15 protein-coding genes, 2 tRNA genes and 1 riboswitch are annotated in these 20,550 nt (G+C 65.2%); of the genes, 11 read left to right on the forward strand and 6 right to left on the reverse strand.

All coding sequences use genetic code 11. The features are described 5' to 3' along the window. Positions 1–4: 4 nt before the first annotated feature. Entirely contained in the window at positions 5–1,063 is a 1,059-nt protein-coding gene (gene cobW / locus DQ230_RS11105; RefSeq protein WP_113912673.1) for a cobalamin biosynthesis protein CobW, read from the reverse strand. Continuing rightward, entirely contained in the window at positions 1,056–1,445 is a 390-nt protein-coding gene (locus DQ230_RS11110) for a DUF1636 domain-containing protein (protein ID WP_113912760.1), read from the reverse strand. The genes cobW and DQ230_RS11110 overlap by 8 nt, the downstream gene beginning before the upstream one ends. A 95-nt stretch (positions 1,446–1,540) precedes the next feature. Continuing rightward, a riboswitch (cobalamin riboswitch) is annotated at positions 1,541–1,748 on the reverse strand. A 39-nt stretch (positions 1,749–1,787) separates the two neighbouring features. On the opposite strand from DQ230_RS11110, the gene cobO reads away from it, so the two are divergent. After that, complete coding sequence (cobO, locus tag DQ230_RS11115; RefSeq protein WP_113912675.1) at positions 1,788–2,399, forward strand: cob(I)yrinic acid a,c-diamide adenosyltransferase; 612 nt, start codon at positions 1,788–1,790, stop codon at positions 2,397–2,399. A 5-nt stretch (positions 2,400–2,404) separates the two neighbouring features. Continuing rightward, positions 2,405–3,853 carry a cobyric acid synthase gene (locus DQ230_RS11120; RefSeq protein ID WP_113912677.1) on the forward strand — a complete coding sequence of 483 codons (1,449 nt, stop codon included), beginning with the start codon at positions 2,405–2,407 and terminating at the stop codon, positions 3,851–3,853. 122 nt (positions 3,854–3,975) lie between these two features. Here DQ230_RS11120 and DQ230_RS11125 read toward each other — a convergent pair whose 3' ends face one another. Beyond that, positions 3,976–10,944, reverse strand: coding sequence for an autotransporter outer membrane beta-barrel domain-containing protein (locus DQ230_RS11125; protein WP_162497426.1), 6,969 nt, complete (start codon positions 10,942–10,944; stop codon positions 3,976–3,978). 372 nt (positions 10,945–11,316) lie between these two features. On the opposite strand from DQ230_RS11125, the gene DQ230_RS11130 reads away from it, so the two are divergent. Next, positions 11,317–11,391: transfer RNA gene (locus DQ230_RS11130), tRNA-Gly, on the forward strand. A 90-nt stretch (positions 11,392–11,481) separates the two neighbouring features. On the opposite strand, the gene DQ230_RS11135 is transcribed toward DQ230_RS11130, so the two are convergent. Genes DQ230_RS11135 through DQ230_RS11145 form a run of 3 tightly spaced genes read right to left on the reverse strand, consistent with a single transcriptional unit; the run spans position 11,482 to position 14,564 of the window. Continuing rightward, a complete protein-coding gene (locus DQ230_RS11135) occupies positions 11,482–13,299 on the reverse strand; it encodes an ABC-F family ATP-binding cassette domain-containing protein (RefSeq protein WP_113912679.1) in 1,818 nt (605 codons plus the stop codon). A 31-nt stretch (positions 13,300–13,330) separates the two neighbouring features. After that, a complete protein-coding gene (locus DQ230_RS11140) occupies positions 13,331–14,086 on the reverse strand; it encodes a GNAT family N-acetyltransferase (protein WP_113912680.1) in 756 nt (251 codons plus the stop codon). Between the two features lie 16 nt (positions 14,087–14,102). Continuing rightward, the gene (locus DQ230_RS11145; protein WP_113912682.1) at positions 14,103–14,564 is read right to left on the reverse strand and encodes an outer membrane protein assembly factor BamE; all 462 of its coding nucleotides are present in this window, start codon (positions 14,562–14,564) and stop codon (positions 14,103–14,105) included. A gap of 87 nt (positions 14,565–14,651) precedes the next feature. Between DQ230_RS11145 and DQ230_RS11150 the strand changes: the two genes are divergently transcribed. The 8 genes from DQ230_RS11150 to DQ230_RS11185 all read left to right on the forward strand — a co-directional run bounded on the left by DQ230_RS11150 (position 14,652) and on the right by DQ230_RS11185 (position 20,538). Continuing rightward, a complete protein-coding gene (locus tag DQ230_RS11150) occupies positions 14,652–15,218 on the forward strand; it encodes a YceD family protein (RefSeq protein WP_238987498.1) in 567 nt (188 codons plus the stop codon). A gap of 204 nt (positions 15,219–15,422) precedes the next feature. Beyond that, positions 15,423–15,629: a 50S ribosomal protein L32 gene (rpmF, locus tag DQ230_RS11155; RefSeq protein WP_108690258.1), complete on the forward strand. Its 207-nt coding sequence runs from the start codon at positions 15,423–15,425 to the stop codon at positions 15,627–15,629. 59 nt (positions 15,630–15,688) lie between these two features. Beyond that, complete coding sequence (gene plsX / locus DQ230_RS11160; protein WP_113912683.1) at positions 15,689–16,864, forward strand: phosphate acyltransferase PlsX; 1,176 nt, start codon at positions 15,689–15,691, stop codon at positions 16,862–16,864. Then, positions 16,861–17,835 carry a beta-ketoacyl-ACP synthase III gene (locus DQ230_RS11165; RefSeq protein ID WP_113912684.1) on the forward strand — a complete coding sequence of 325 codons (975 nt, stop codon included), beginning with the start codon at positions 16,861–16,863 and terminating at the stop codon, positions 17,833–17,835. The genes plsX and DQ230_RS11165 overlap by 4 nt, the downstream gene beginning before the upstream one ends. Before the next feature lie 111 nt (positions 17,836–17,946). Continuing rightward, positions 17,947–18,249 (forward strand): integration host factor subunit alpha, encoded by a 303-nt coding sequence (gene ihfA / locus DQ230_RS11170; RefSeq protein ID WP_113912762.1) that lies wholly within the window; start codon positions 17,947–17,949, stop codon positions 18,247–18,249. Between the two features lie 8 nt (positions 18,250–18,257). After that, complete coding sequence (locus tag DQ230_RS17370) at positions 18,258–19,208, forward strand: MerR family transcriptional regulator (RefSeq protein WP_238987499.1); 951 nt, start codon at positions 18,258–18,260, stop codon at positions 19,206–19,208. An 81-nt stretch (positions 19,209–19,289) separates the two neighbouring features. Further along, a tRNA-Pro gene (locus tag DQ230_RS11180) sits at positions 19,290–19,366 on the forward strand. Between the two features lie 95 nt (positions 19,367–19,461). Beyond that, positions 19,462–20,538, forward strand: a complete 1,077-nt coding sequence (locus DQ230_RS11185; RefSeq protein WP_113912686.1) for a 2'-deoxycytidine 5'-triphosphate deaminase — start codon at positions 19,462–19,464, stop codon at positions 20,536–20,538. The last annotated feature ends 12 nt before the right edge of the window (positions 20,539–20,550 follow it).

A 20,550-nucleotide genomic window follows, 5' to 3' on the forward strand; every position in this document is an offset into this window, starting at 1 on the left:
GGCGCTACTCGGCGGCCTGCGCGCGCGCGGCGCCCAGTGCGGCGCGGATCACGTCCGCGTTGATGTCGTCATGCTCGGCGATCACCACCAGACGGCCCTGCCGCGCCTCATTCGGCGCCCACGGGCGGTCGAACTGGTGACGCACCCGCGCGCCCACGGCCTGCACCAGCAGGCGCATCGGTTTGCCGGTCACGGCGGCGTGGCCCTTGATGCGCAGGATGTTGTGATCGCGCGCCAGCCCTTCGATGACGCGGACCAGATCGGCGGGATCGGCGAGTTCGGGGATGTCCACGACGATGCTTTCAAAATCGTCATGCTCGTGATCGTCCGCGCCGTCGTGATGGGACGGGCGCGCATCAAGGTCATCCTCGGCGGCCGCCTCAAGCCCCAGAATGATGCGCGGGTCGATCATGCCCTCGGCCACTTCGATCACCGGGATCGGGCGCGGGGATTCGGCGGCGACGATTTCCTTGGCGCGGGCCACGCCCTCCGGTCCGGCCAGATCGGGCTTGGTCAGCAGGATGATGTCGGCGCATGAAATCTGGTCGCCGAACACTTCCGATAGCGGCGTTTCGTGGTCGATGCTGTCATCGGCCAGCCGCTGCGCATCGACGCGGGCGACGTCGGTGGCAAACCGGCCCGCCGCCACGGCCTCGGCATCGGCCAGCGCGATCACGCCGTCCACGGTGATTTTCGAGCGGATGTCGGGCCAGTCGAACGCCTTCAGCAGCGGTTTGGGCAGCGCAAGGCCCGACGTTTCGATCAGGATGTGATCGGGGCGCGGATCCAGCGCCATCAGCGCCTCGATCGTGGGGATGAAATCATCGGCCACGGTGCAGCAGATGCAGCCATTGGCCAGCTCCATGATGTTTTCTGCCGGGCAATCGGGGATCGCGCAGGATTTCAGGATCTCGCCATCGACGCCCACATCGCCGAATTCATTGACGATCACCGCCAGCCGCTTGCCGCCCGGATTCTGCATCAGCTGGCGCACCAGCGTGGTTTTGCCCGACCCGAGAAAGCCGGTGATGACGGTGACGGGAAGTTTTGACAGATCAGACATTTTCAGCCTCCAGTGGGGGAATACGCGCAACGCAGTTACGCTTGAAATGCTCGGGCCGCGCGCGCCAGGGGATCAGCCCATCGGGCTGCGCATGATACTGCGCGGCGCCGTCCATGATCGTGGCGGCGCCTGCCACCTCATCGACATTGCCGAACACATAGGTCCAGCGCGCGCCGCCGCGCAGCGCGACGGTGCAGCCGTGATCGCAGTTTTGCAGACATTCCACCGGCGTCAGGCGCACACCCTCGGGCCGGGGCAGCGCGGCCAGCGCATCGAACAGCACCTGGCCCGGCCAGCGGTCATCGACGCCGGTATCGGCGCGCCCGCGGCGGCATTTGATGCAGACCAGCAATTCGGCAGGCGCGTCAGCGCAATCTTTCATGGCCATCGGCCCCATATATCATGGGACGCGGGCATGAAATGGCGAGAGGATACCGACAGCCGGAATCGCCCCGACACCGACACACCCCGTCCGGTTTCGTCCTTTGCGTGCTGGCAGGTCTCCCGGCTTGCGGATTTCGGGCGCTTGGCCCTGCGGTTGATCGGCCTTCCCGGCGGTTGCCAGTGGCGGTGATCAACCTTTCCGGTCACGGTCGCGGGGGCGGCTGTGCTTGACCGCGACGTCGCGCGGCTGCACATTCCCTTTTCACCTGCCGAGGCAGGCACCAACATCACGTGCAGCTTTCGCCCAAACCCTACAGCCTGTCAAGCCGAAGGAAACCCCATGTCCGATGACCTGAACACCCGCCACAACGAAAAGATGCGCAAGATCAAGGCCGCGCGCGACAAGATGATGCAGACCAAGACCGAGGAAAAGGGCCTGATCATGGTGCATACCGGGTCCGGCAAGGGCAAATCATCGTCCGGTTTCGGTATGATCATGCGCTGCATCGCGCATAAAATGCCCTGCGCCGTGGTGCAGTTCATCAAGGGTAACTGGGAGACGGGCGAAAAGACGTTCCTGCGCGAACGTCATGCCGATGAGTGCCGGTTTTTCGTCTCGGGCGAGGGGTTTACGTGGGAAACGCAGGACCGCGAGCGCGATATTGCCGCCGCGCAAAACGGCTGGAAGATCGCGCAGGAGCAGATCCTTGACCCCGACATCCGGTTCGTGCTGCTGGACGAGATCAACATCGCGCTGCGCTATGATTATCTGGACATTGACGAGGTGGTCGATTTCCTGCTGCACCAGAAACCCCACATGACGCATGTGTGCCTGACGGGCCGCAACGCCAAGCCCGAGCTGATCGAGGCCGCCGATCTGGTCACGGAGATGACCCTGATCAAGCATCCCTTCCGCGACGGCATCAAGGCGCAGAACGGGATCGAGATGTAGCCGACATGGCGCGCGCGCTGATGGTTCAGGGCACAGGCTCGAACGTGGGCAAATCCATGCTGGTGGCGGGACTGTGCCGCGCGGCGCGCCTGCGCGGGCTGTCCGTGGCGCCGTTCAAGCCGCAAAACATGTCCAACAACGCCGCCGTGACGGCGGACGGCGGCGAGATCGGCCGCGCGCAGGCGCTTCAGGCGATGGCCTGCGGGCTGGCAGCCCATACCGATATGAACCCCGTTCTGCTGAAACCCGAATCGGAGCGCGGCGCGCAGGTGGTGGTGCAAGGCAAGCGGCTGACCACCACCCGCGCCGCAGATTACGCGGCGCTGAAGCCTACGCTGATGGGTGCGGTGCTGGACAGCTTCAACCGACTGCGCGCGCAGCATGATCTGGTGATCGTCGAGGGTGCCGGCAGCCCGGCCGAGATTAACCTGCGCCCCGGCGACATCGCCAATATGGGCTTTGCCGAGGCGGCGGATGTGCCGGTGGTATTGTGCGGCGATATCGACCGGGGCGGCGTGATTGCGCAAATCGTCGGTACGCAGGCGGTGATGCCAGCAGCGGATGCGGGCCGGATAAAAGGCTTTGTCATCAACAAGTTTCGCGGCGATCCCGCCCTGTTCGATGATGGTTATGCCGCGATCGCGCGCATGACCGGCTGGCGCGGTTACGGCGTGGCGCCATGGTTCGCCGATGCCTGGCGCCTGCCCGCCGAGGATGCGCTGGATATCGCCAGCGCGCCGGGTGCGGCGGGACATCATATCGTCTGCCTGCGCCTGTCGCGCATCGCCAATTTTGACGATCTCGATCCGCTCAGCCAAGAGCCGGACGTTCGCGTCACCATGCTGCCGCCCGGCCAGCCCATTCCGGCGGATGCGGATCTGGTCATTCTGCCCGGCACGAAATCGACACGCGGCGATCTGGATTTTCTGCGCAGCCAAGGCTGGGATATCGACCTGATCGCGCATCACCGGCGCGGCGGGCGCGTTCTGGGCATCTGCGGCGGATACCAGATGCTGGGTCACTCGGTGTCGGACCCGATGGGGATCGAGGGACCGCCGGGGGACACACAGGGCCTTGGCCTGCTGAATATCCGCACCGTCATGGGCGATGATAAACGTCTGACCGAAACGCGCGCGCAGCACTGCGCGCTGGACCTGCCGTTCACAGGCTACGAAATTCATATCGGCCGCAGCACCGGCCCCGATTGCGCCCGCCCCTTTGCCCGGCTGGACGGGCGCCCGGAGGGGGCCACATCCGCCGACGGGCGCGTTACAGGCAGCTATCTGCACGGAATGTTCGCGGATGACGCGTTTCGCCGCGCGTGGCTGGCCGCGCTGGGTGCGCAGCCGTCGCAGACGGCCTATGCCTCCGGCGTGGACAGCACGCTTGACGCGCTGGCCGCGCATGTGGAGCGGCATCTGGACGTGGCCGGCCTGCTGGCACTGGCCAGTTGAAATTCCCGACCGGGCCGGACTGCATGTCTGTGCGGTCCATTCAACAGGGCAGCATCAAGGTCTGAAGAACGAAGACAGCGGCGATGACGCCGCTGTCAATGTTTGCAAGGCCAAGATGATCCTCAGAACTTCTTGGACAGCTCCAGCGACAAGCTGTGGCTGTTGAAGTCTTTGCCAAAGCTGCCGCCATATTCAACCTGCGCCTGGAAACCAGCGGTATCGGACAGGATCACCCCAAGGCCGATATTCCCAACCCGGTCCGGAATCGGCACCGAGGAAGAGAAGCGCCCGGCACCCGGCGCCCCGGCAAAGCCGGCGCTCACGGTCCAGTCATCATCGCTCAGGAAGCTGACGCCGACATTGGCATACCCATCAAGGTTCCAGCCGTTTTGCAGCTTCATGTTCCCGCCGAACTCAATCGACGGGGTCGCCGCAAAGGATGTCTGCGCCTGGCTGCCGACAGTCAGATCGAACAGGCCGGCCCCCGTTTCGGTATAGCCCGATACATCCGTATGGATAACGGCAAGGTCAAACGCGGGCCGCACATATCCTGCGTCAGAGCCAAACGTATAGGCGGCCCGCACGCGCGCGCCATAGGTCAGCACGTCAGTATCGCCCGTCGCGGCCCGCTGAAAGCCGGGAATGGCTGTCAGGCGGGTCAGGTCGTAATCACCGTAGCTGGCCATCAGCGCGCCCGAGATCTCCAACCGGTCAAAGCTGCGGCCAAGCCCGGCCACGACGTATCCGCTGGTGCCTTCGGCGCTGGATTGGCCGCTGTCCGAATCGTAGTCCCCCTGCCCGATGCCCGCGGCAAAGCCCGCGGCCCAGTCATCGCCGAACCGGAACCGCACACCGCCGCCGATACCGTATTGCGTGCCGTCATATCCGCCCGTGCCGTCCTGATCGATCCGGGTCGCATCGGCCTGCAACCAGCCACAGCTGCCGGGATCGCCAAGGGAAATGACGTTCTTGCCGTTACGGCAGGCCATGACACTGCCCATCCGCGCCTGCGACAGCGCCACCTGCGCGGCCGCGATACCCTGCGCCCCGCCCGGCGTCAGCGAGGACAGCGCCTCGCTGTAGGCCAGCCGCCCCTTTTCGGCGGACAGATTGCTGATCGCGCCCAGGGCCGCGCCATATTCGCGCGTCCCGCTTTGGAAAATGCCGTCCAGATGACGCCCGACCGCGCGCTGATTGGCGTTGAGCGTGCCAAACGCGGCGCCAAAGCGCGTCTTGTTGACGGAAAGCCGCGTGGTGTCGCCCACCCTGTTCAGCTCGAAATCAACCGCCGGCGCATCCTTGACCTTGAATTCGCCCCGGACGACGCCCTCACCGCGGAATACGGCGATGTCGCCGCCCGGCAGCAAGGACAGCACATTCGGCACGATCCAGCCGCGCAGATCGGAGGCCCCCGCGACCACCAGCTGGCTGCCGGTGCCGGTTTCGAAATCAACCGGCGCGATCAGGCGCCCGTCGATACCTTGGGTAAAATCGCCCAGGATGCGCGTTGTTGCCGCAGGGGGCGCGGCCCTCGCAGCCGCAGGTGCCGCAGGCGGCGTGGCAGCCAGAACCAGAGCGCCGGTGTTGACCACGCTCGCGCCAACCAGCGCGCCTGTCTCAAACGTGCCGCCCGACAGGTTGTTGACCGTTCCGGCCGCATCGCCATCGGCATTCTTCAGCGATACATCGCCCACCAGGCGGCCAGCGTTGTTGATGGTCAGCTCCGACTCGCTTCGCGCGTCGTAGTTGGAAAAGTAGGACACAGCCAAGCCGCGGTTCCCCGCCTCTGCCGAACCGCCGGCCATGACGGATGCGCCTGCCGCGATGTCCAGCACGTTTCCGCTGCCTTCCGAAATGTAGACACCTGCGCCCTTGTCGGTGCCGCCGCGCACATTGCCATTCACGGCAACCGATATCTTGCCAGAGTTGGAAAAGGCGATGCTTTGCGCAAAAATGCCGATCGAATTTTTTCCGTTTACGGTAATGCTCTCGCTTTGTGTGATATTCACGGCGCTGCTGATGGTGTCCTTCATGTCGCCAAAATTGCCGGCGTAAAGAACGCCATCTTTGCCATAAAGACCACCGCCACCACCGATGGATTGCGCAATGATGCCGTAGGCGGCATCGCCCGTCGTCAGAATGTTGGCATCGGCGACAACATCGACGCCGCCGCCATTGCCACCGGGTGCATCTGCATTGGAGTTATCCGGAGCAAGCAAGGTCGATATCGCCAGCTCTTCGCCGGACAGATCGCCGGCGATTCCGCCGCCGCCACCGATGGATTGCGCAATGATGCCATGCGCGCCCTTGCCTGCGGTGGTCAGTGCGCCGCTCGCCAGCCTGACCTTGACTGAACCGCCATTACCGGAGGCACCGGCGCCGCCGCCCACCCTGATACTGGCGTGGCTGTCGGTATCGCCGGTTCCGCCAACACCGCCGCCGCCGCCGATCGACTGTGCCAATATGCCAAATGACCGTGCGCCTGACGTCGTCATGTTGATGCCGGTGTCGATGCTGACCGCGCCGCCATTGCCGGTTGCGCCGCCACTGCCGCCAACCGCGATCTCGTAATTCAGATCCAGCAGCTTGTCCGACTGGACCGAGCTGCCGTTGCCGGCAATACCGCCGCCGCCGCCAATCGACTGCGCCATCAGGCCATAGGCATCGTCGCCCTTTGTGGTGACAAAGCTGAAGCTGTACGGATTGATGGTCACGCTGCCGCCATTGCCCGCCGCGCCGCCGCTGCCGCCCATGCCGCCGCCGACAGTGATGCGGCCGCCCGAATTGGTCGATCCGTCGGACGCCTGACCGCCGCCGCCGCCAATGGATTGCAGCAAGGCACCATGCGCGCCGTAACCTTCTGTGTTCAGTGACATCCTGTAATCGTTGCCGAGTAGTGTCGCCTCGACCGCACCGCCGTCACCGCCCGCGCCGCCGCTGCCGCCCAGCGCCAGCGCAACCGTGGCCACCGCCGGCGTGTTTGACGCGGCCGCAGTGCCGCCAATGCCGCCGCCGCCGCCAATGGACTGCGCGACAAATGCGTCGGACCAGTCCCCCTTGGTGGTGATCGGCGCGTTCAGGCTGACCTTGACACCGCCGCCATGCCCGCCTGAGCCACCCTTGCCGCCGATTGCGGCTGACAGGGATACACTGGCATCTGCGTCATTATCGCCGTTGCTGGCGGTGCCTGTGTCCGCGCCGGCAGAGCCTGCCAGACCGCCGCCGCCGCCGATGGATTGCAGCAGGACACCGTCGGCATCACCGCCGAAGGTTGTCACATCGCCGTAGACGGTTGCGTTGACCGCGCCGCCCGAATTGCCCGAACCGCCGCGTGCGCCCACGTCCAGCCGGGTGTTGATCGACACCGATGTCTTGACCGGCTCTTCGCCTTCCGGGACGGAGCCACTGCCGCCGCCGACGGAAAATCCGGCCGCAACCGACACCGTGCCGCCCTGCCCGGTGCCGCCGCCGCCGCCGATGGACTGGGCGATGATGCCCCGCGCGCCCGAGCCGTGAGTGACGAGCTTGGTGCCACCATCCAGCGTCGCCTTGGTCTCGCCCCCGGTTCCGCCGCTGCCACCGCCGCCGCCCAAACCGATGTCAATCGCAACCGTCGTGCCGCCGCCGATCTGCTTGCTATCGGCGTTGCCGATGCCGCCGTCGCCGCCGCCGCCGCCGACCGACTGGATCAACAGGGCGTTCGCACCGTCGCCAAATGTCTCGACCTTTGCTGTGTCCTTCATATTGACCAGCGCCGCGCCGCCCTTTCCGCCCGAGCCACCCTCGGCCCCGATGGAGGTGCCCAGCGTGACGCCGACAGTATTCGAGATGCCGATGGTCCCCGACAGCGTCGACGCCGACCCGCCGTCACCGCCGCCCCCGCCGATGGATTGCACCAGCGCGCCATGCGCGCCGTCCCCGCCCGTGCGCACAACCGACGCGCCGTTCAGGTCCACCTCGGCATTGCCTGCAATGCCGCCCGCGCCCGGCGCGCCGCCCAGCGCAACGGTCGAGGTGATGGCAAAGGATTCGCCCTCGCCCGTCGGTGCCGCCACTGTCAGCGCTTCGGCGGTGGACGATCCCCCGGTGCCGCCGCCGCCCGCGATGGACTGCACCGAAATCCCGTGGGAGGAGGCGCCGGCCTCACTCTCGGGCGCGCCGTCGTCGTCAATTCCGGTTGTGATGACCGTGTCCGAAACCCTGGCCCGTGCTATCGCCGAATTTCCGCCCCCGGCGCCGGAGCCGCCCAGCGCCGTCTCAATCGTCAGCCCGACCGAGGCCGCATAGCCCGCCGCCGATCCGCCCGTGCCGCCGCCGCCGCCGATGGACTGCACCAGCAGGGCGCCCGCATTGGCGCCGCGCGTGGTGACGCGGCTGCCAGCCAGCGTGATGTCCGCCAGCAGGTTCGTCGGGCCAGTCCCGGTTGACGCCCCGGTGCCGCCGCTGCCGCCGATCTGCATCGACACAGGCGACAGGCCAGAGGCGGACACAGCGTTGCCGCCATTGCCGCCACCGCCGCCGATGGACTGCGAAATGATGCCCTTGGCATTGTTGCCGCTGGTGCCCAGCGTCAGATTCTTGAAGTTGACAAAAGCCGCGCCGCTGCCCACGCCGGAGCCTGCCGATCCGCCAATCTGAAGCGATAGCGCGCTGACCACAGATGCGCCCGCGACCGAGCCGCCATTGCCGCCACCGCCGCCAATCGACTGGACCAGCATGCCGTGCGAGAATTCGCCAGAGGTCTTGATGGTGTTGCCACCGCCTTGGGGTGCCTTGGATGCGTCGGTGATGTCAGGCTGGCAACTGCCGTAATAGTTGGTCGCGCAGGCATAGCCGCCGGTGCCACCACCGCTGCCGCTGCCGCCCACGCCCAGACCGGCGCCAACCGATATGTCCAGAACATCGCCGCCATTGCCGCCGCCGCCGCCGATGGATTGCGCAACCAGCCCATAAGAATGACCGCCCGAGGTGCTGACCGTGCCATCCACGACAAAGGCATTGGCCGTGCCGCCATTACCGCCGACATTCCCCTTGCCGCCGACGGCAAACATGCCCGCGGCGCCGCCGCCATTGCCGCCACCGCCGCCGACAGACTGAACGATGATGCCCGCCGCGCCGTTTCCGGTGGTTGTGATCGCGCCGCTGCTGGTGACCTGCGCCGTCGCAGAGTTGTGCCCGATGCCCGCACTGCCGCCAACCGACAAAAGCCCACCGGCCGCGCCGGCCGCGCCGCCACCGCCCGACAGCGATTGCGCCAGAATACCCGTGGAATAATTGCCCGCCGTTTGGATCACGCCGGTATTGTTGATCTCGACATTTGCCGCCGTACCACCGCCACCGCCATCGCCGCCAAGCCCAATCTCCAGCCCGGCGCCGATCCCGCCGGTGCCGCCGCCACCGCCGATGGACTGGCCCAGAACGCCAAAGGAATGGTTGCCCTGCGTGGTGATTGCCGCGCCGGTGGTCAGCGTCACCTTCTTGGCGTTGCCCCCGTCGCCACCATCACCGCCGGCACCGGCCAGAACGCGCACAAAGTCGCCCCCGGTGCCGCCTCCGCCGCCCAGCGAATGGAAGGTCAGGCCGGCGCTGTAATCGCTTTTCGTTTTGATGGATGTGCCTTGCGTTGCATAAACGCCGACATTGCCGGCATCGCCGCCCCGTCCCGCGGTCTTGGCGTTGCTGCCACCAAGGCCGCCGACGGACTGCGCCAGAACCCCATATCCGTCGCGACCGTAGGTTTCGATCCCGGCTCCGTTTTCAAGGTTAACCTGAATACTGCCGCCTGTGCCGCCATTGCCTGCCCTGGATTTGGAGTCTCCGTTGCCATTTCCGCCCCGGCCGCCTTCGCTGCGGGCAACGATGCCGCGCATGTTGTCACCGTTCGTCTTGATAAGACCGCCAAGATGGCCGAGCGTCGTGACAGCCGAGGCGTTGTTTTCGTCAACGCCAGCATTGCCGCCGACGCCCCCGGTATTCCTGTTGGGTGATGTGCCGCCGTCACCGCCGCGCGACAGCGCCAGAATACCGGCCGATTCGCCCGGAATGGCGTTACCGCTTGTGGCGATGGTGATGTCGGCCCGGTTCTGGATCAAGATCTGGCCGCCTGCGGCGCCGCTTCCGCCTTCGTCGCTGTTGTCCTTGGACGCCGAGCCGCTTCCGCCGATGCTTTTGCCGAGGATGCCGTGAACGCCTTCGCTGGCGGTGCCGATTTCCTGATAATAGACGCCCAGTGCGCCGCTGTTGTTGATGTCGATCACACCGCCCCGGCCGCCGTTGCCGTTCTCGTTTCCGCCGGAATTGCCAAAGGATTCCGCGTTGATCGCGCGCCCGGCGTTTGCCGCACGTATCGACGTGCTGCTGTCGCCCAGTTGGATCGCTGCGGTGTTCGTTATCTCTATTTTTCTGGCTGTGCCGCCGTCGCCGCCCTTCTGGTTTCCGACCCCGGTGTTGAATACCCCGCCCGCACCCGAGCTGGCACGCGCATTGATACCGTACGCCTTTGCCGTCCGGCCATCCATGGCAGAGGCCGCTATAATGATCGCTGCATTATTGGTGATGCCGATGGTGCCGGTGTTGCCACCACGCCCGCCGTCGCCTGTCTTTTTGGGCTTGGCCCCGGCGCCGCCGCTGTTTCGGACAAAAATCCCGCCAAGGTCGGCATTCTCCCCCTTGCCGTTCCCCAGTCCGACAAGCTCAAGGCGACTTGCGTTGTTGACGGTGACATCGGCGCCGCTCGACCCGTTCGGCACGCTGCTGCTTCCCGCTTTGCCGTTCAGATCAAGATACAGTGCGTAATTCGTCAGGCCAGAGGACGTGTCCATGACGCGATCACCCGTGCTGCTCAACGCGTATCGGACACCGGAATCCACCGACGCCCAGTAGCCATAGGCAAAATTCCCGTAATCCGAGGTCAGAGCGCAGCTATACGATCCGGCCGATTCAACCCGGTCGCCACACGCTGCTGCCGCAGATCCGGCGATCAGCATTCCCGCCGCGGATAACGGCATCAACAGCGCCAGCGTCGAGACGGACGACCTGAAGTTACGGTTTGATCTCGGGCGGCGCGGCGCAATGGTAGGATGACTGACCATAGTTGAATGTCTCCGGATAAAGGGGATGCACGGCACAGCATGGTTTCGCCGCAAGGGTATTCAAAAAGCTTACGGTGGTGCGACTTTCAGTCAAGAAATGCATGGTCTGGCGTATGAATTAGGGCCAATGACCCCAATATCCTCCACTGATCCATAGACAGCACAAGTGATCGGGCGCCGCCCGGATGACAACGGCACGCCGTTTCACAACGGCACGGCGATAGGAAAGCGCGCCCGGATTGCAGTTGCAGGATCATGCAATTTGCGCCGGCACACTGGCCGCCGACGCAGACCGCGGCGCGCGTCCGGCGGGTGCGCGCCGCCAAGATGCGCTTGCGCTCGCCCCGGCGCCAGAGTAAACTCGGCGGTATTGCGGATGTAGCTCAGGGGTAGAGCTTCTGCTTCCCAAGCAGACGGTCGCGCGTTCGAATCGCGTCATCCGCTCCACCATCCTTCGATAGTCAGGTTTGCCGGCTATTACTGACCAGCAGTGCGGTATCGGGATGTTGTATCAGCGTCGATCAGCTGCCGGGCGCGTCAGCTACCCGCCTTTTCCTCAAGCGTCATCCACTCGGTTTCCGCATCAGTCAGGGCGCTTTGGCGCTGGGTCAGCGCCTCGGTCGCCTTGCGGAATTTCACCGGCTCGCGGGTGAACAGCTCGGGGTCGGCCATCAGCCCTTCCAGCTTGGCAATTTCCGCCTCAAGGCGGGCGATCACGTCGGGCAATTCTTCAAGGCGATGCCGTTCGGTAAAACTGAGCGCGCTGGATTTCTCCTTTTTCGCGCTGCCGCCTGATTTGGGTTTCGCGGCAGGCTTGCGCCCTGCATCGGCCCATTCCGCCGTCGATTTGCGCTGCGAGCGGTAGTCGGTCCAGCCGCCGGCATAGACGGTTGCGCGCCCGTCCCCCTCCATCGCGATGGTGGTGGCGGCGACGCGGTCCAGAAAATCGCGGTCGTGGCTGACCAGAATGATGGTGCCGTCGTAATCGTCCAGCAGCTCCTGAAGCAGGTCCAGCGTTTCGATGTCCAGATCGTTGGTCGGCTCGTCCAGCACCAGAATGTTGGACTCGCGCGCCATCAGCTTGGCCAGCAGCAGCCGCGCCTTTTCCCCGCCCGAGAGCGACCGGACCGGCGCGCGTGCCTGCGCCTCGTCAAACAGGAACTCTTTGAGATAACCGATCACATGGCGCGGCATGCCGCGCACCAGGATCTGGTCGGCCTTGCCCGATACGCGCATATCCGGATCACCGGTCAGGCTGTCCCACAGGGTCATGTCCGGGTCCAGCTGCGCGCGCGACTGATCGAAAATCGCCGGCAGCAGGTTGGTGCCCAATGTGACCGTGCCGCTATCGGGCGCCTCGGTGCCCATCAGCATGTTCAGCAGCGTCGTCTTGCCCACGCCATTGGGGCCGACCAGTGCCACGCGGTCCCCGCGCTGGATGCGGATGGAGAAGTCCGTCAGCAACACCTTGTCGCCATACGCCTTGGAAATGCCGACAGCCTCGATCACCTTCTTGCCGGATTTCGGCCCCGAATCCAGCGCCATCGCGGCGGTACCCTGCCGGGTGATCTGGCTGGAGCGTTCGGCGCGCAATTCCTGAAGCGCGCGCACACGGCCCTGATTGCGCTTGCGGCGGGCGCTGATGCCCTCGACGGCCCAGCGGGCCTCGGACTTGATCTTGCGGTTCAGCTTGTGACGGGCCTGATCCTCGTCTTCCCAAACCTTGTCGCGCCATTCCTCGAAATGGGTGAAACCCTTTTCCTGGCGCCGCACCATTCCCCTGTCAATCCAAAGGGTTGCGCGTGTAAGCTCACGCAGGAATGCGCGGTCGTGGCTGATGAGGACAAAGGCGCTGCGCGTCTCTTTCAGCGTGGTTTCCAGCCAGGCGATCGCCTCGATGTCCAGATGGTTCGTCGGCTCGTCCAGCAGCATCAGCTCGGGCGCCTCGGCCATCAGCTTGGCCAGTGCAGCGCGGCGCCGCTCACCGCCCGATGCCGTTTCCACCGCGCGCGCGGGGTCGAATTTCAGCCCCTCGCCTGCCATTTCCACCCGATAGGCCTCCGACGGGTCCAGCTGGCTGGCGGCAAAGTCGCCCAAGGTGGCGAAACCGGCCATGTCCGGGTCCTGCTCCATATACCCGACCGACGCGGCGGGGGCGAGCGTGCGCGCGCCGCTGTCAGCCTCGACCAGACCGGCCATCACCTTCATCAAGGTGGACTTGCCCGAGCCGTTGCGCCCGACCAGCGCGACGCGGTCGCCCGGCTGAACGACCAGCGACAGGTCGGAAAATATCGGATCGCCCCCGAAAGTCAGGGAGATATCGTTGAGTTGCAAAAGGGGGGGACGTGCTGCCATGGCCGCGAGCTATCCCGCCGCAGGGCTGGCGTCAAGCCTCGCTGTCCGGCGCCCCGGCGGGCATCGCGGCATCCGCGCGCAACACCCGTTTGCGCGCCGCCGGGATGGCCGCGATGTCCACCCCGGTAAACACATGCAGCGTGTTCATCACCGGATCAATCACCGCATGATCGCTGACCTTGCCGCCCATCGCCAGATAGCTGCGCAGCAGCGGCGGCAGCGCCTGCACCGCGCGGCGCGTGTCAATCGCGCCCTGCCCCGGCGCCAGCGTTACCGTGCGCGGCGCCCGGCGCTGCGGCGCCCAGTCCGGCGGCGCAAGGTGGTGCTGTGCCAACAGGGCAAATGCGCCGACATAGGGCGCGGGGTCCGTGCCGCGAAAGGATGTGCAGCCAAACAGCATCTGAACGCCCGTCGCATCGACATGCGCCGTAATCGCGCCCCATGCGGCGCGCAGGATATCAGGATCGCGCGCGCCCGGCTGGACGCAAAAGCGGCCGAGTTCGGTCATCGGCCCGGCGCGGCGGCCCAGCTGCGCAAGGTCGTAAAACGTGGCCGAATAGCTGCGCCCCACCTCTGCACCGCTGGCAAGCGGCAGCATGCGAAAACACCCCACGGCACGTCCGGCGCGCCGGTCCTCGATCAGGATATGTATGCAGGCCGCATCAAACGGGTCGCGATCGGGCGCCGGCAGCCCGAATGCCGCGGCGCGCAGCGCGTGCGCCACCGTCATGTCGGCGGCCCCCCGCGCGATCCGCGCCACATGGCGCCGCGCGCCCGAGGGGGTCATGGTGCGGCCCCGTGGCCTAGAAGAACTGGCTTGGGTCGATATTGCCGAAATTGCTCATGATCGACTGAAGGAATCCTTTGCCCGCAACCGAACTGTCGGTGACACGGCGCGACAGCGGCACCGCGCGCCCGTCGCGCAAACCGAATCGTTCGATATTGGCGATCACGTCCTGCGCGTCAAAGCTGATGGCCAGCACCTGCCGCTCGATCACTTCGGGGCGGCGCATGCCGAATGTTTTGACCCGGCTGCGGACATAGTAATAGTCGCCGCCACTCAGCACACCCGATACCGAGGGCGCGCCGATCACGTCATCCACCGTGGCACGGGTGTCGACGCCCGGAACCAGCTGCATCAGATCCTCTTCGGGGGGGACATACCCGTGATTCTCGTAAAGTGACGTGCAGCCGGCCAATGCCGTCATTACGGCAAGGACAATTGCCATGCAGGCGATTTTAGGCGAATATGCGGTCCCGAACATGACTGTCCTCTTGATATTGGCCCGGCGGACCTTTTATCCCGCTTATATCAACCCACCCCCCTTGTTCAAGAAAGGAAGCGCCCGCCCATGGCCAAGCCGCTGACCCAAGCCGCCGCATTGCGCGTGGCAGACCTGCCCAAGGGGCGCACGCAGTCCTTTGATATTGCGCCCGATGCAGACACCCGCGCCGCAATGGCCGAGGCGCTGGGGATCGTGGCGCTGCGCAAGCTGACCTTTCGCGGCACGCTCGCGCCCCTGGGGCGCCGCGACTGGCGCCTGACCGCCGATCTGGGCGCAACCGCCGTACAGTCCTGCGTGGCCACGCTGGCGCCCGTCACCACGCGCATCGACACAAGCGTCGAGCGGCGCTTCTTGTCGGATATGCCCGCCCCGTCGGACCTGGAGCCGACGCCCGAGGACGGCGTTGAAATGCCCGAGGACGACAGCGAGGAGCCACTGGGCGATATCATCGACCTTGCCCGCGTCCTGCACGAGGCGCTGGCACTGGCGCTGCCCGATTACCCCCGCGCCGAAGGCGCAGGCACGGCCGAGGCGCAGGCGGCCCCGCCCGGCGCGGCGCCGCTTCAGGATGCGGATCTGAAACCGTTTGCCGGGCTGGCCGGGCTCAAGGCCAGGATGGAACAGGGCGACTGAACGCCCGCCCGCCGCACTTGCCCCTGCGGCAACCTGCGGCGGCGGGGTGTTGCGTGCGAAATATAGCTTGCAGCGCCGGTTTTTCGCTGTATTTTCGCGCTTTCACATCATTTGGGGTTGAACCGGCGCCGCAAGGCGGACTAAGAGCCGCGTGACCTCACAGAAACTGGGCCAGTCCGGCCCCACAGGAATCGGGATCGCGACATGGCCGTCCAGCAGAACAAAGTATCTAAATCGCGCCGCAACAACCGCCGCGCACATGACGCCCTCAGCGGCGCCAATCCTAACGAATGCCCCAACTGCGGCGAGTTGAAGCGCCCGCATCACGTATGCTCCGCATGCGGCCACTATGCCGATCGCGAGATCGTCGCGATGGCGGACGAAGTTGACCTGGACGACGACGCGGCCTGACGTTCCTCGGCCCGGTCCATCCAATGGGCCGGGACCACATACAAGGAAAGACAGCCCGCATGACTGCGCGTCCAGATAAAACTCCGGCGGAGGCAGGCCGGCCCGGCCTGCCCGCAGGACAGGCGGGCGCAGCTGCCGCCAGGCGCAGGACGGTGATTTCCGTCGATGCGATGGGCGGCGATATGGGCCCCGCAACCGTCGTTGCGGGCATTGCGGCCAGCGCACAGAAAAACCCCGACATCGCCTTTATCCTGCACGGCCCGAAGGCCGAGTTGCAGCCGCTTGTCGCCCGTCACAAGGCGCTGGCGAATTGCTGCGAATTGCGCGACGCGCCCGGCATCGTCACGATGGATGACAAACCCGGCCACGTGGCCCGCCACGGTAAGGACACGTCGATGTGGTCGGCGCTGGATTCGGTACGCGCCGGGGAGGCGACCGTGTGCGTGTCTTGCGGCAATACCGGCGCGCTGATGCTGATGTCCGTGCTGCGTCTGCGCCGTCTGCCCGGCATCTACCGCCCTGCCATCGCCGTCATGTGGCCCTCGCGCAATCCGCAGGGGTTCAACCTGCTGATGGATGGCGGCGCCGATATCAGCGCCGATGCCAAGGATCTGATGCAATATGCACTCATGGGCGCCTCTTATGCGCGCAGCGGTCTGGGCGTGGCGCGCCCGCGCATCGGCCTGCTGAATGTCGGCACCGAGGAGCACAAGGGCCGGTCCGAACTGCGCGAGGCGCATGACCTGATCCGCGCCCATGCGCGCGGCGCCGATTTCGATTTCGTCGGTTTTGTCGAAGGGCGCGATCTGCCCGGCGATACGGTCGATGTGATCGTCACCGACGGATTTACCGGCAACGTCGCGCTGAAAACCGGCGAAGGCACTGCCAACCTGATCGCCGAATTGCTGCGCGAGGCGTTTCAATATTCGATCCTGTCGCGCATTGCCGCCCTTCTGGCCTACCCGTCCCTGCGCCGACTGAAGAAGCGAATCGATCCGCGCCGCGTCAATGGCGGCGTTTTTCTGGGCCTGAACGGAACGGTCGTCAAATCGCACGGCGCAGCGGATGCCACCGGTGTTTCGGCCGCCGTCAAGCTGGCATTCAAGCTGGCGCAGACCGGATTTTCCGAAAAACTGGCCGACCGCGTTGCCAAGGCAACGCTCATGGCGCAGGACAGCGCCGCCGATGATGATGCACCGGACAAGCCGGGCACGCCGAACGGAGCCAAAACATGACAATACGCGCCGTCCCCCTTGGCATCGGCCATTACCTGCCCGACCGCATCGTGCCGAACTCCTATTTCGAGACGTTGATTGATACGTCCGACGAATGGATTCGCACCCGCTCGGGCATCAAGCGGCGCCATTTTGCCGCCGAGGACCAGACCACGTCGGAGCTGGCGACCAACGCCGCGCGCGCCGCGCTGGACAATGCCGGGATGGGGCCGGACGATCTGGACGCGATCATCGTGGCCACCTCCACCCCCGATCTGACCTTTCCGTCCGTCGGCACGATGGTACAGGCCAATCTGGGCATGACCCAGGGCTTTGCCTATGATGTGCAGGCGGTTTGCGCCGGGTTCATCTTTGCGCTGTGCAATGCCAATGCGATGATCATTTCGGGTCAGGCGCGCCGCGTCATGGTGATCGGCGCCGAGACCTTCAGCCGCATCATGGACTGGACCGACCGCAGCACCTGCGTGCTGTTCGGCGACGGTGCCGGGGCCCTGATCCTGGGGGCTGAGGATGGCGCCGGCACCCCGCAGGATCGCGGCATCCTGGCCACGGATATGCATTCGGACGGGCGTCACCGCGAGATGCTGTATGTCGATGGCGGCGTATCGTCGACCGGCACGGTCGGCAAACTGCGCATGCAGGGCAACCCGCTGTTCCGCCAGGCGGTGGAGAAGCTGGCCTCGACCGCCGACGCGGCGCTGGTCCGGGCCGGGCTGACGGCGGATGACGTCGCGTGGATCGTCCCGCACCAGGCCAATATCCGCATCATCCAAGGCACCGCCAAGAAGATGGGCGTCGGCATGGATCGCGTCATTCTGACGGTTCAGGATCACGGCAATACCTCGGCGGCGTCTATCCCGCTGGCGATGTCCGTCGGCGCCGCTGACGGGCGCATCAAACGCGGCGATCTGCTGCTGAGCGAGGCGATTGGCGGGGGTCTGGCGTGGGGTTCGGTCGCGCTACGCTGGTAAACTGCGGAAATTCTGCCCGGATTCCGCTTAAACCGCCTAATCCAAGTCATTGGAATTGACTCGCAATTTTCTTCCACCCTATTGTTGTCAAAACGCAATCGGGGGATGGCCATGAGTGACAAGACATTGACGCGTATGGATTTGAGCGAGGCGATCTTTCGCGAGGTCGGGCTGTCGCGCAACGATTCTGCCCAGTTGGTCGAAAGCGTGCTGGAGCATATGTCCGACGCGCTGGTGCGCGGCGAGCAGGTAAAAATCTCGTCCTTCGGGACGTTTTCGGTGCGCGAGAAATCGGCGCGCGTGGGCCGCAATCCAAAGACCGGCGAAGAGGTGCCGATCAACCCGCGCCGCGTCCTGACCTTTCGCCCCTCGCATCTGATGAAGGATCGCGTGGCCGCGGGCAACAAACGCTAGGCAGCCCCATGTCAAAATCCGCAGACGCCTTTCGTACCATCAGCGAAGTCGCAGACTGGCTGGGGATCCCCGCCCATGTCCTGCGATTCTGGGAGAGTAAATTCACCCAAGTGAAGCCGGTCAAGCGTGCCGGCGGCCGGCGCTATTACCGGCCCGCGGACATGCGCCTGCTGGGCGGTATTCGCAAGCTGCTGCATGATGACGGCATGACCATCAAGGGCGTGCAAAAGGTAATGCGCGATCATGGCGTGCGCCACGTCGCCGCCATGTCGCCCCCGCTCGACGACGATCTGGAAGAGGTGATCGCCGAAATCGCGCTGGACGTCACCGACACGGAAGAGCCGCGCGGCACCGTCCTGAATTTCGACCGCACCCGCCCCGACCCCGAGCAGCGCACGCAGGATGCGGCGCCGTCCGACATGGCCGCGCCCGAGGCAGAGACAATCCCGCCAGAACCGTCAAGCAGTGCATCGGCACAGGGCGCGCCTGCGCCTGAACAGAACGCAACCGGCACCCCGGAGAAGGCCGCAACGCCGCCCGAGCCGCAAGACGCAGCGCCAGAACCGGAAACTGCCGCCGAGGATCGTCAGCCTCCTGAAACTGCACGTAAAGTTGAGGATACCGAGGATGCGGCAGATGCAACTCCTGCCGCCGACCTCCCGCCAGAGGATGACGCCCCAGACCCCGAAACGCTTGAGGCTGGCGCGGCTGCCTGTGAAACTGGCGACACCTCCCCCCTGCCCATCAACGTTGCGGAGACACCCGATGCCCCGCGCGTGGCCGTGATCAGCGTACCGGACGATCCCGATGATGACGTGCCCGCCGGCACCTCTGCCATGGCCCAGTTGTCTGCGGCAGATCCCACGCACCTCGCCGCGCAGCAACCCGCGCTGACAGGCCTTGCCGACCGCATTTCAGTACTGCGCGCACGCATGACGACGAGTGCAGACTCTTTGTAACGCCGGGTGGCACATATCGGCGGTAAAAAACCGATTTACCTCTTGTCCCTGCTCAGAAAACAGGTATGAGAACCCCATCGTCGGGCTATGGCGCAGTCTGGTAGCGCGTCCGTCTGGGGGACGGAAGGTCGCAGGTTCGAGTCCTGCTAGCCCGACCATATAAACCCTCCCCAGCACATCTTTAGACGCAGCCACCATTTGCAAAACCCGGCCAGCGGGGGTAAATCGGCGCAACTTGCAAAAGGGCGTAGCGATGACCGGAGTTCTTTCCAGCCAGCAAATTCAGGGCCTCATCGACAGCGGCGCCATTGCCGCCGACGATGCCGTCCTGCCCGCCCAGATTCAGCCCGCCAGCCTTGATTTGCGGCTGGGGCATGTCGCCTACCGGGTGCGCGCGTCCTTTCTGGCTGGCGCCGGGCGCAGCGTTGCGGACAGGCTGAGTGAGTTCGAGATGCACCGCATCGACCTGACCGCTGGTGCGGTTCTGGAAAAGGGCTGTGTTTACGTGGTTCCGCTGATGGAATCGCTTGCACTGCCGCCGGGCATCCACGCCACGGCCAATGCCAAATCCTCCACCGGGCGGCTGGACCTGCTGACGCGGGCGGTGACCGATGGTGGCGCCGAATTTGACCGTATTCCGGCAGGCTACACCGGCCCGCTTTATGCCGAAATTTGCCCGCGTTCGTTTTCTGTGCTGGTGCGTCCGGGGATGCGGCTGAACCAGATCCGGTTCGGCACCGGCGACGCGGTATTAACCGACGCCGATCTGGCCGCCCTGCACGCGTCTGACCGGCTGGTGGACTGCGATCCCGTCATCAGCGACGGCCTTGGCTTTTCGGTCGATCTGCGCCCTGCCACGGGCACGCTGGTCGGCTACCGCGCCAAGCCGCATACCGGTGTGATCGATCTGGACAATATCAACCACTACCAGCCGCAGGATTTCTGGGAGGAAGTGCACAGCAGCGCGGGACAGATCATTCTGGACCCCGGCGCGTTCTACATCCTTGTCAGCCGCGAGGCGGTGCATATCCCGCCACAATATGCAGCGGAGATGGCACCCTATCTGGCGATGGTCGGCGAATTTCGCGTGCATTACGCGGGCTTTTTCGATCCGGGTTTCGGCCATGATGCCGCTGGCGGCACCGGCTCTCGCGGCGTTCTGGAGGTTCGCTGCCACGAGGCGCCGTTTGTGCTGGAACACGGCCAGACGGTCGGCCGCCTGATTTACGAGCGGATGGATAAGGTGCCGGACACGCTTTACGGCGCGGGCCTCAGCTCGAACTACCAGGGTCAGGGCCTGAAATTATCCAAACATTTCAAGTCTATCTAGGCATTTCTTCAC

Source organism: Roseovarius dicentrarchi, assembly GCF_003316635.1.
In the GTDB taxonomy this organism is placed as follows: Bacteria; Pseudomonadota; Alphaproteobacteria; order Rhodobacterales; family Rhodobacteraceae; genus Roseovarius; species Roseovarius dicentrarchi.

Coding starts and splice junctions, on each gene's coding strand:
- DQ230_RS11135 (WP_113912679.1), bottom strand. CDS start 13,299: ATGGCAGCACGTCCCCCCCTTTTGCAACTCAACGATATCTCCCTGACT.
- DQ230_RS11150 (WP_238987498.1), top strand. CDS start 14,652: ATGGCCAAGCCGCTGACCCAAGCCGCCGCATTGCGCGTGGCAGACCTG.
- rpmF (WP_108690258.1), top strand. CDS start 15,423: ATGGCCGTCCAGCAGAACAAAGTATCTAAATCGCGCCGCAACAACCGC.
- cobO (WP_113912675.1), top strand. CDS start 1,788: ATGTCCGATGACCTGAACACCCGCCACAACGAAAAGATGCGCAAGATC.
- DQ230_RS11185 (WP_113912686.1), top strand. CDS start 19,462: ATGACCGGAGTTCTTTCCAGCCAGCAAATTCAGGGCCTCATCGACAGC.
- DQ230_RS17370 (WP_238987499.1), top strand. CDS start 18,258: ATGTCAAAATCCGCAGACGCCTTTCGTACCATCAGCGAAGTCGCAGAC.
- cobW (WP_113912673.1), bottom strand. CDS start 1,063: ATGTCTGATCTGTCAAAACTTCCCGTCACCGTCATCACCGGCTTTCTC.
- DQ230_RS11145 (WP_113912682.1), bottom strand. CDS start 14,564: ATGTTCGGGACCGCATATTCGCCTAAAATCGCCTGCATGGCAATTGTC.
- DQ230_RS11120 (WP_113912677.1), top strand. CDS start 2,405: ATGGCGCGCGCGCTGATGGTTCAGGGCACAGGCTCGAACGTGGGCAAA.
- ihfA (WP_113912762.1), top strand. CDS start 17,947: ATGAGTGACAAGACATTGACGCGTATGGATTTGAGCGAGGCGATCTTT.
- plsX (WP_113912683.1), top strand. CDS start 15,689: ATGACTGCGCGTCCAGATAAAACTCCGGCGGAGGCAGGCCGGCCCGGC.
- DQ230_RS11110 (WP_113912760.1), bottom strand. CDS start 1,445: ATGAAAGATTGCGCTGACGCGCCTGCCGAATTGCTGGTCTGCATCAAA.
- DQ230_RS11140 (WP_113912680.1), bottom strand. CDS start 14,086: ATGACCCCCTCGGGCGCGCGGCGCCATGTGGCGCGGATCGCGCGGGGG.
- DQ230_RS11125 (WP_162497426.1), bottom strand. CDS start 10,944: ATGGTCAGTCATCCTACCATTGCGCCGCGCCGCCCGAGATCAAACCGT.
- DQ230_RS11165 (WP_113912684.1), top strand. CDS start 16,861: ATGACAATACGCGCCGTCCCCCTTGGCATCGGCCATTACCTGCCCGAC.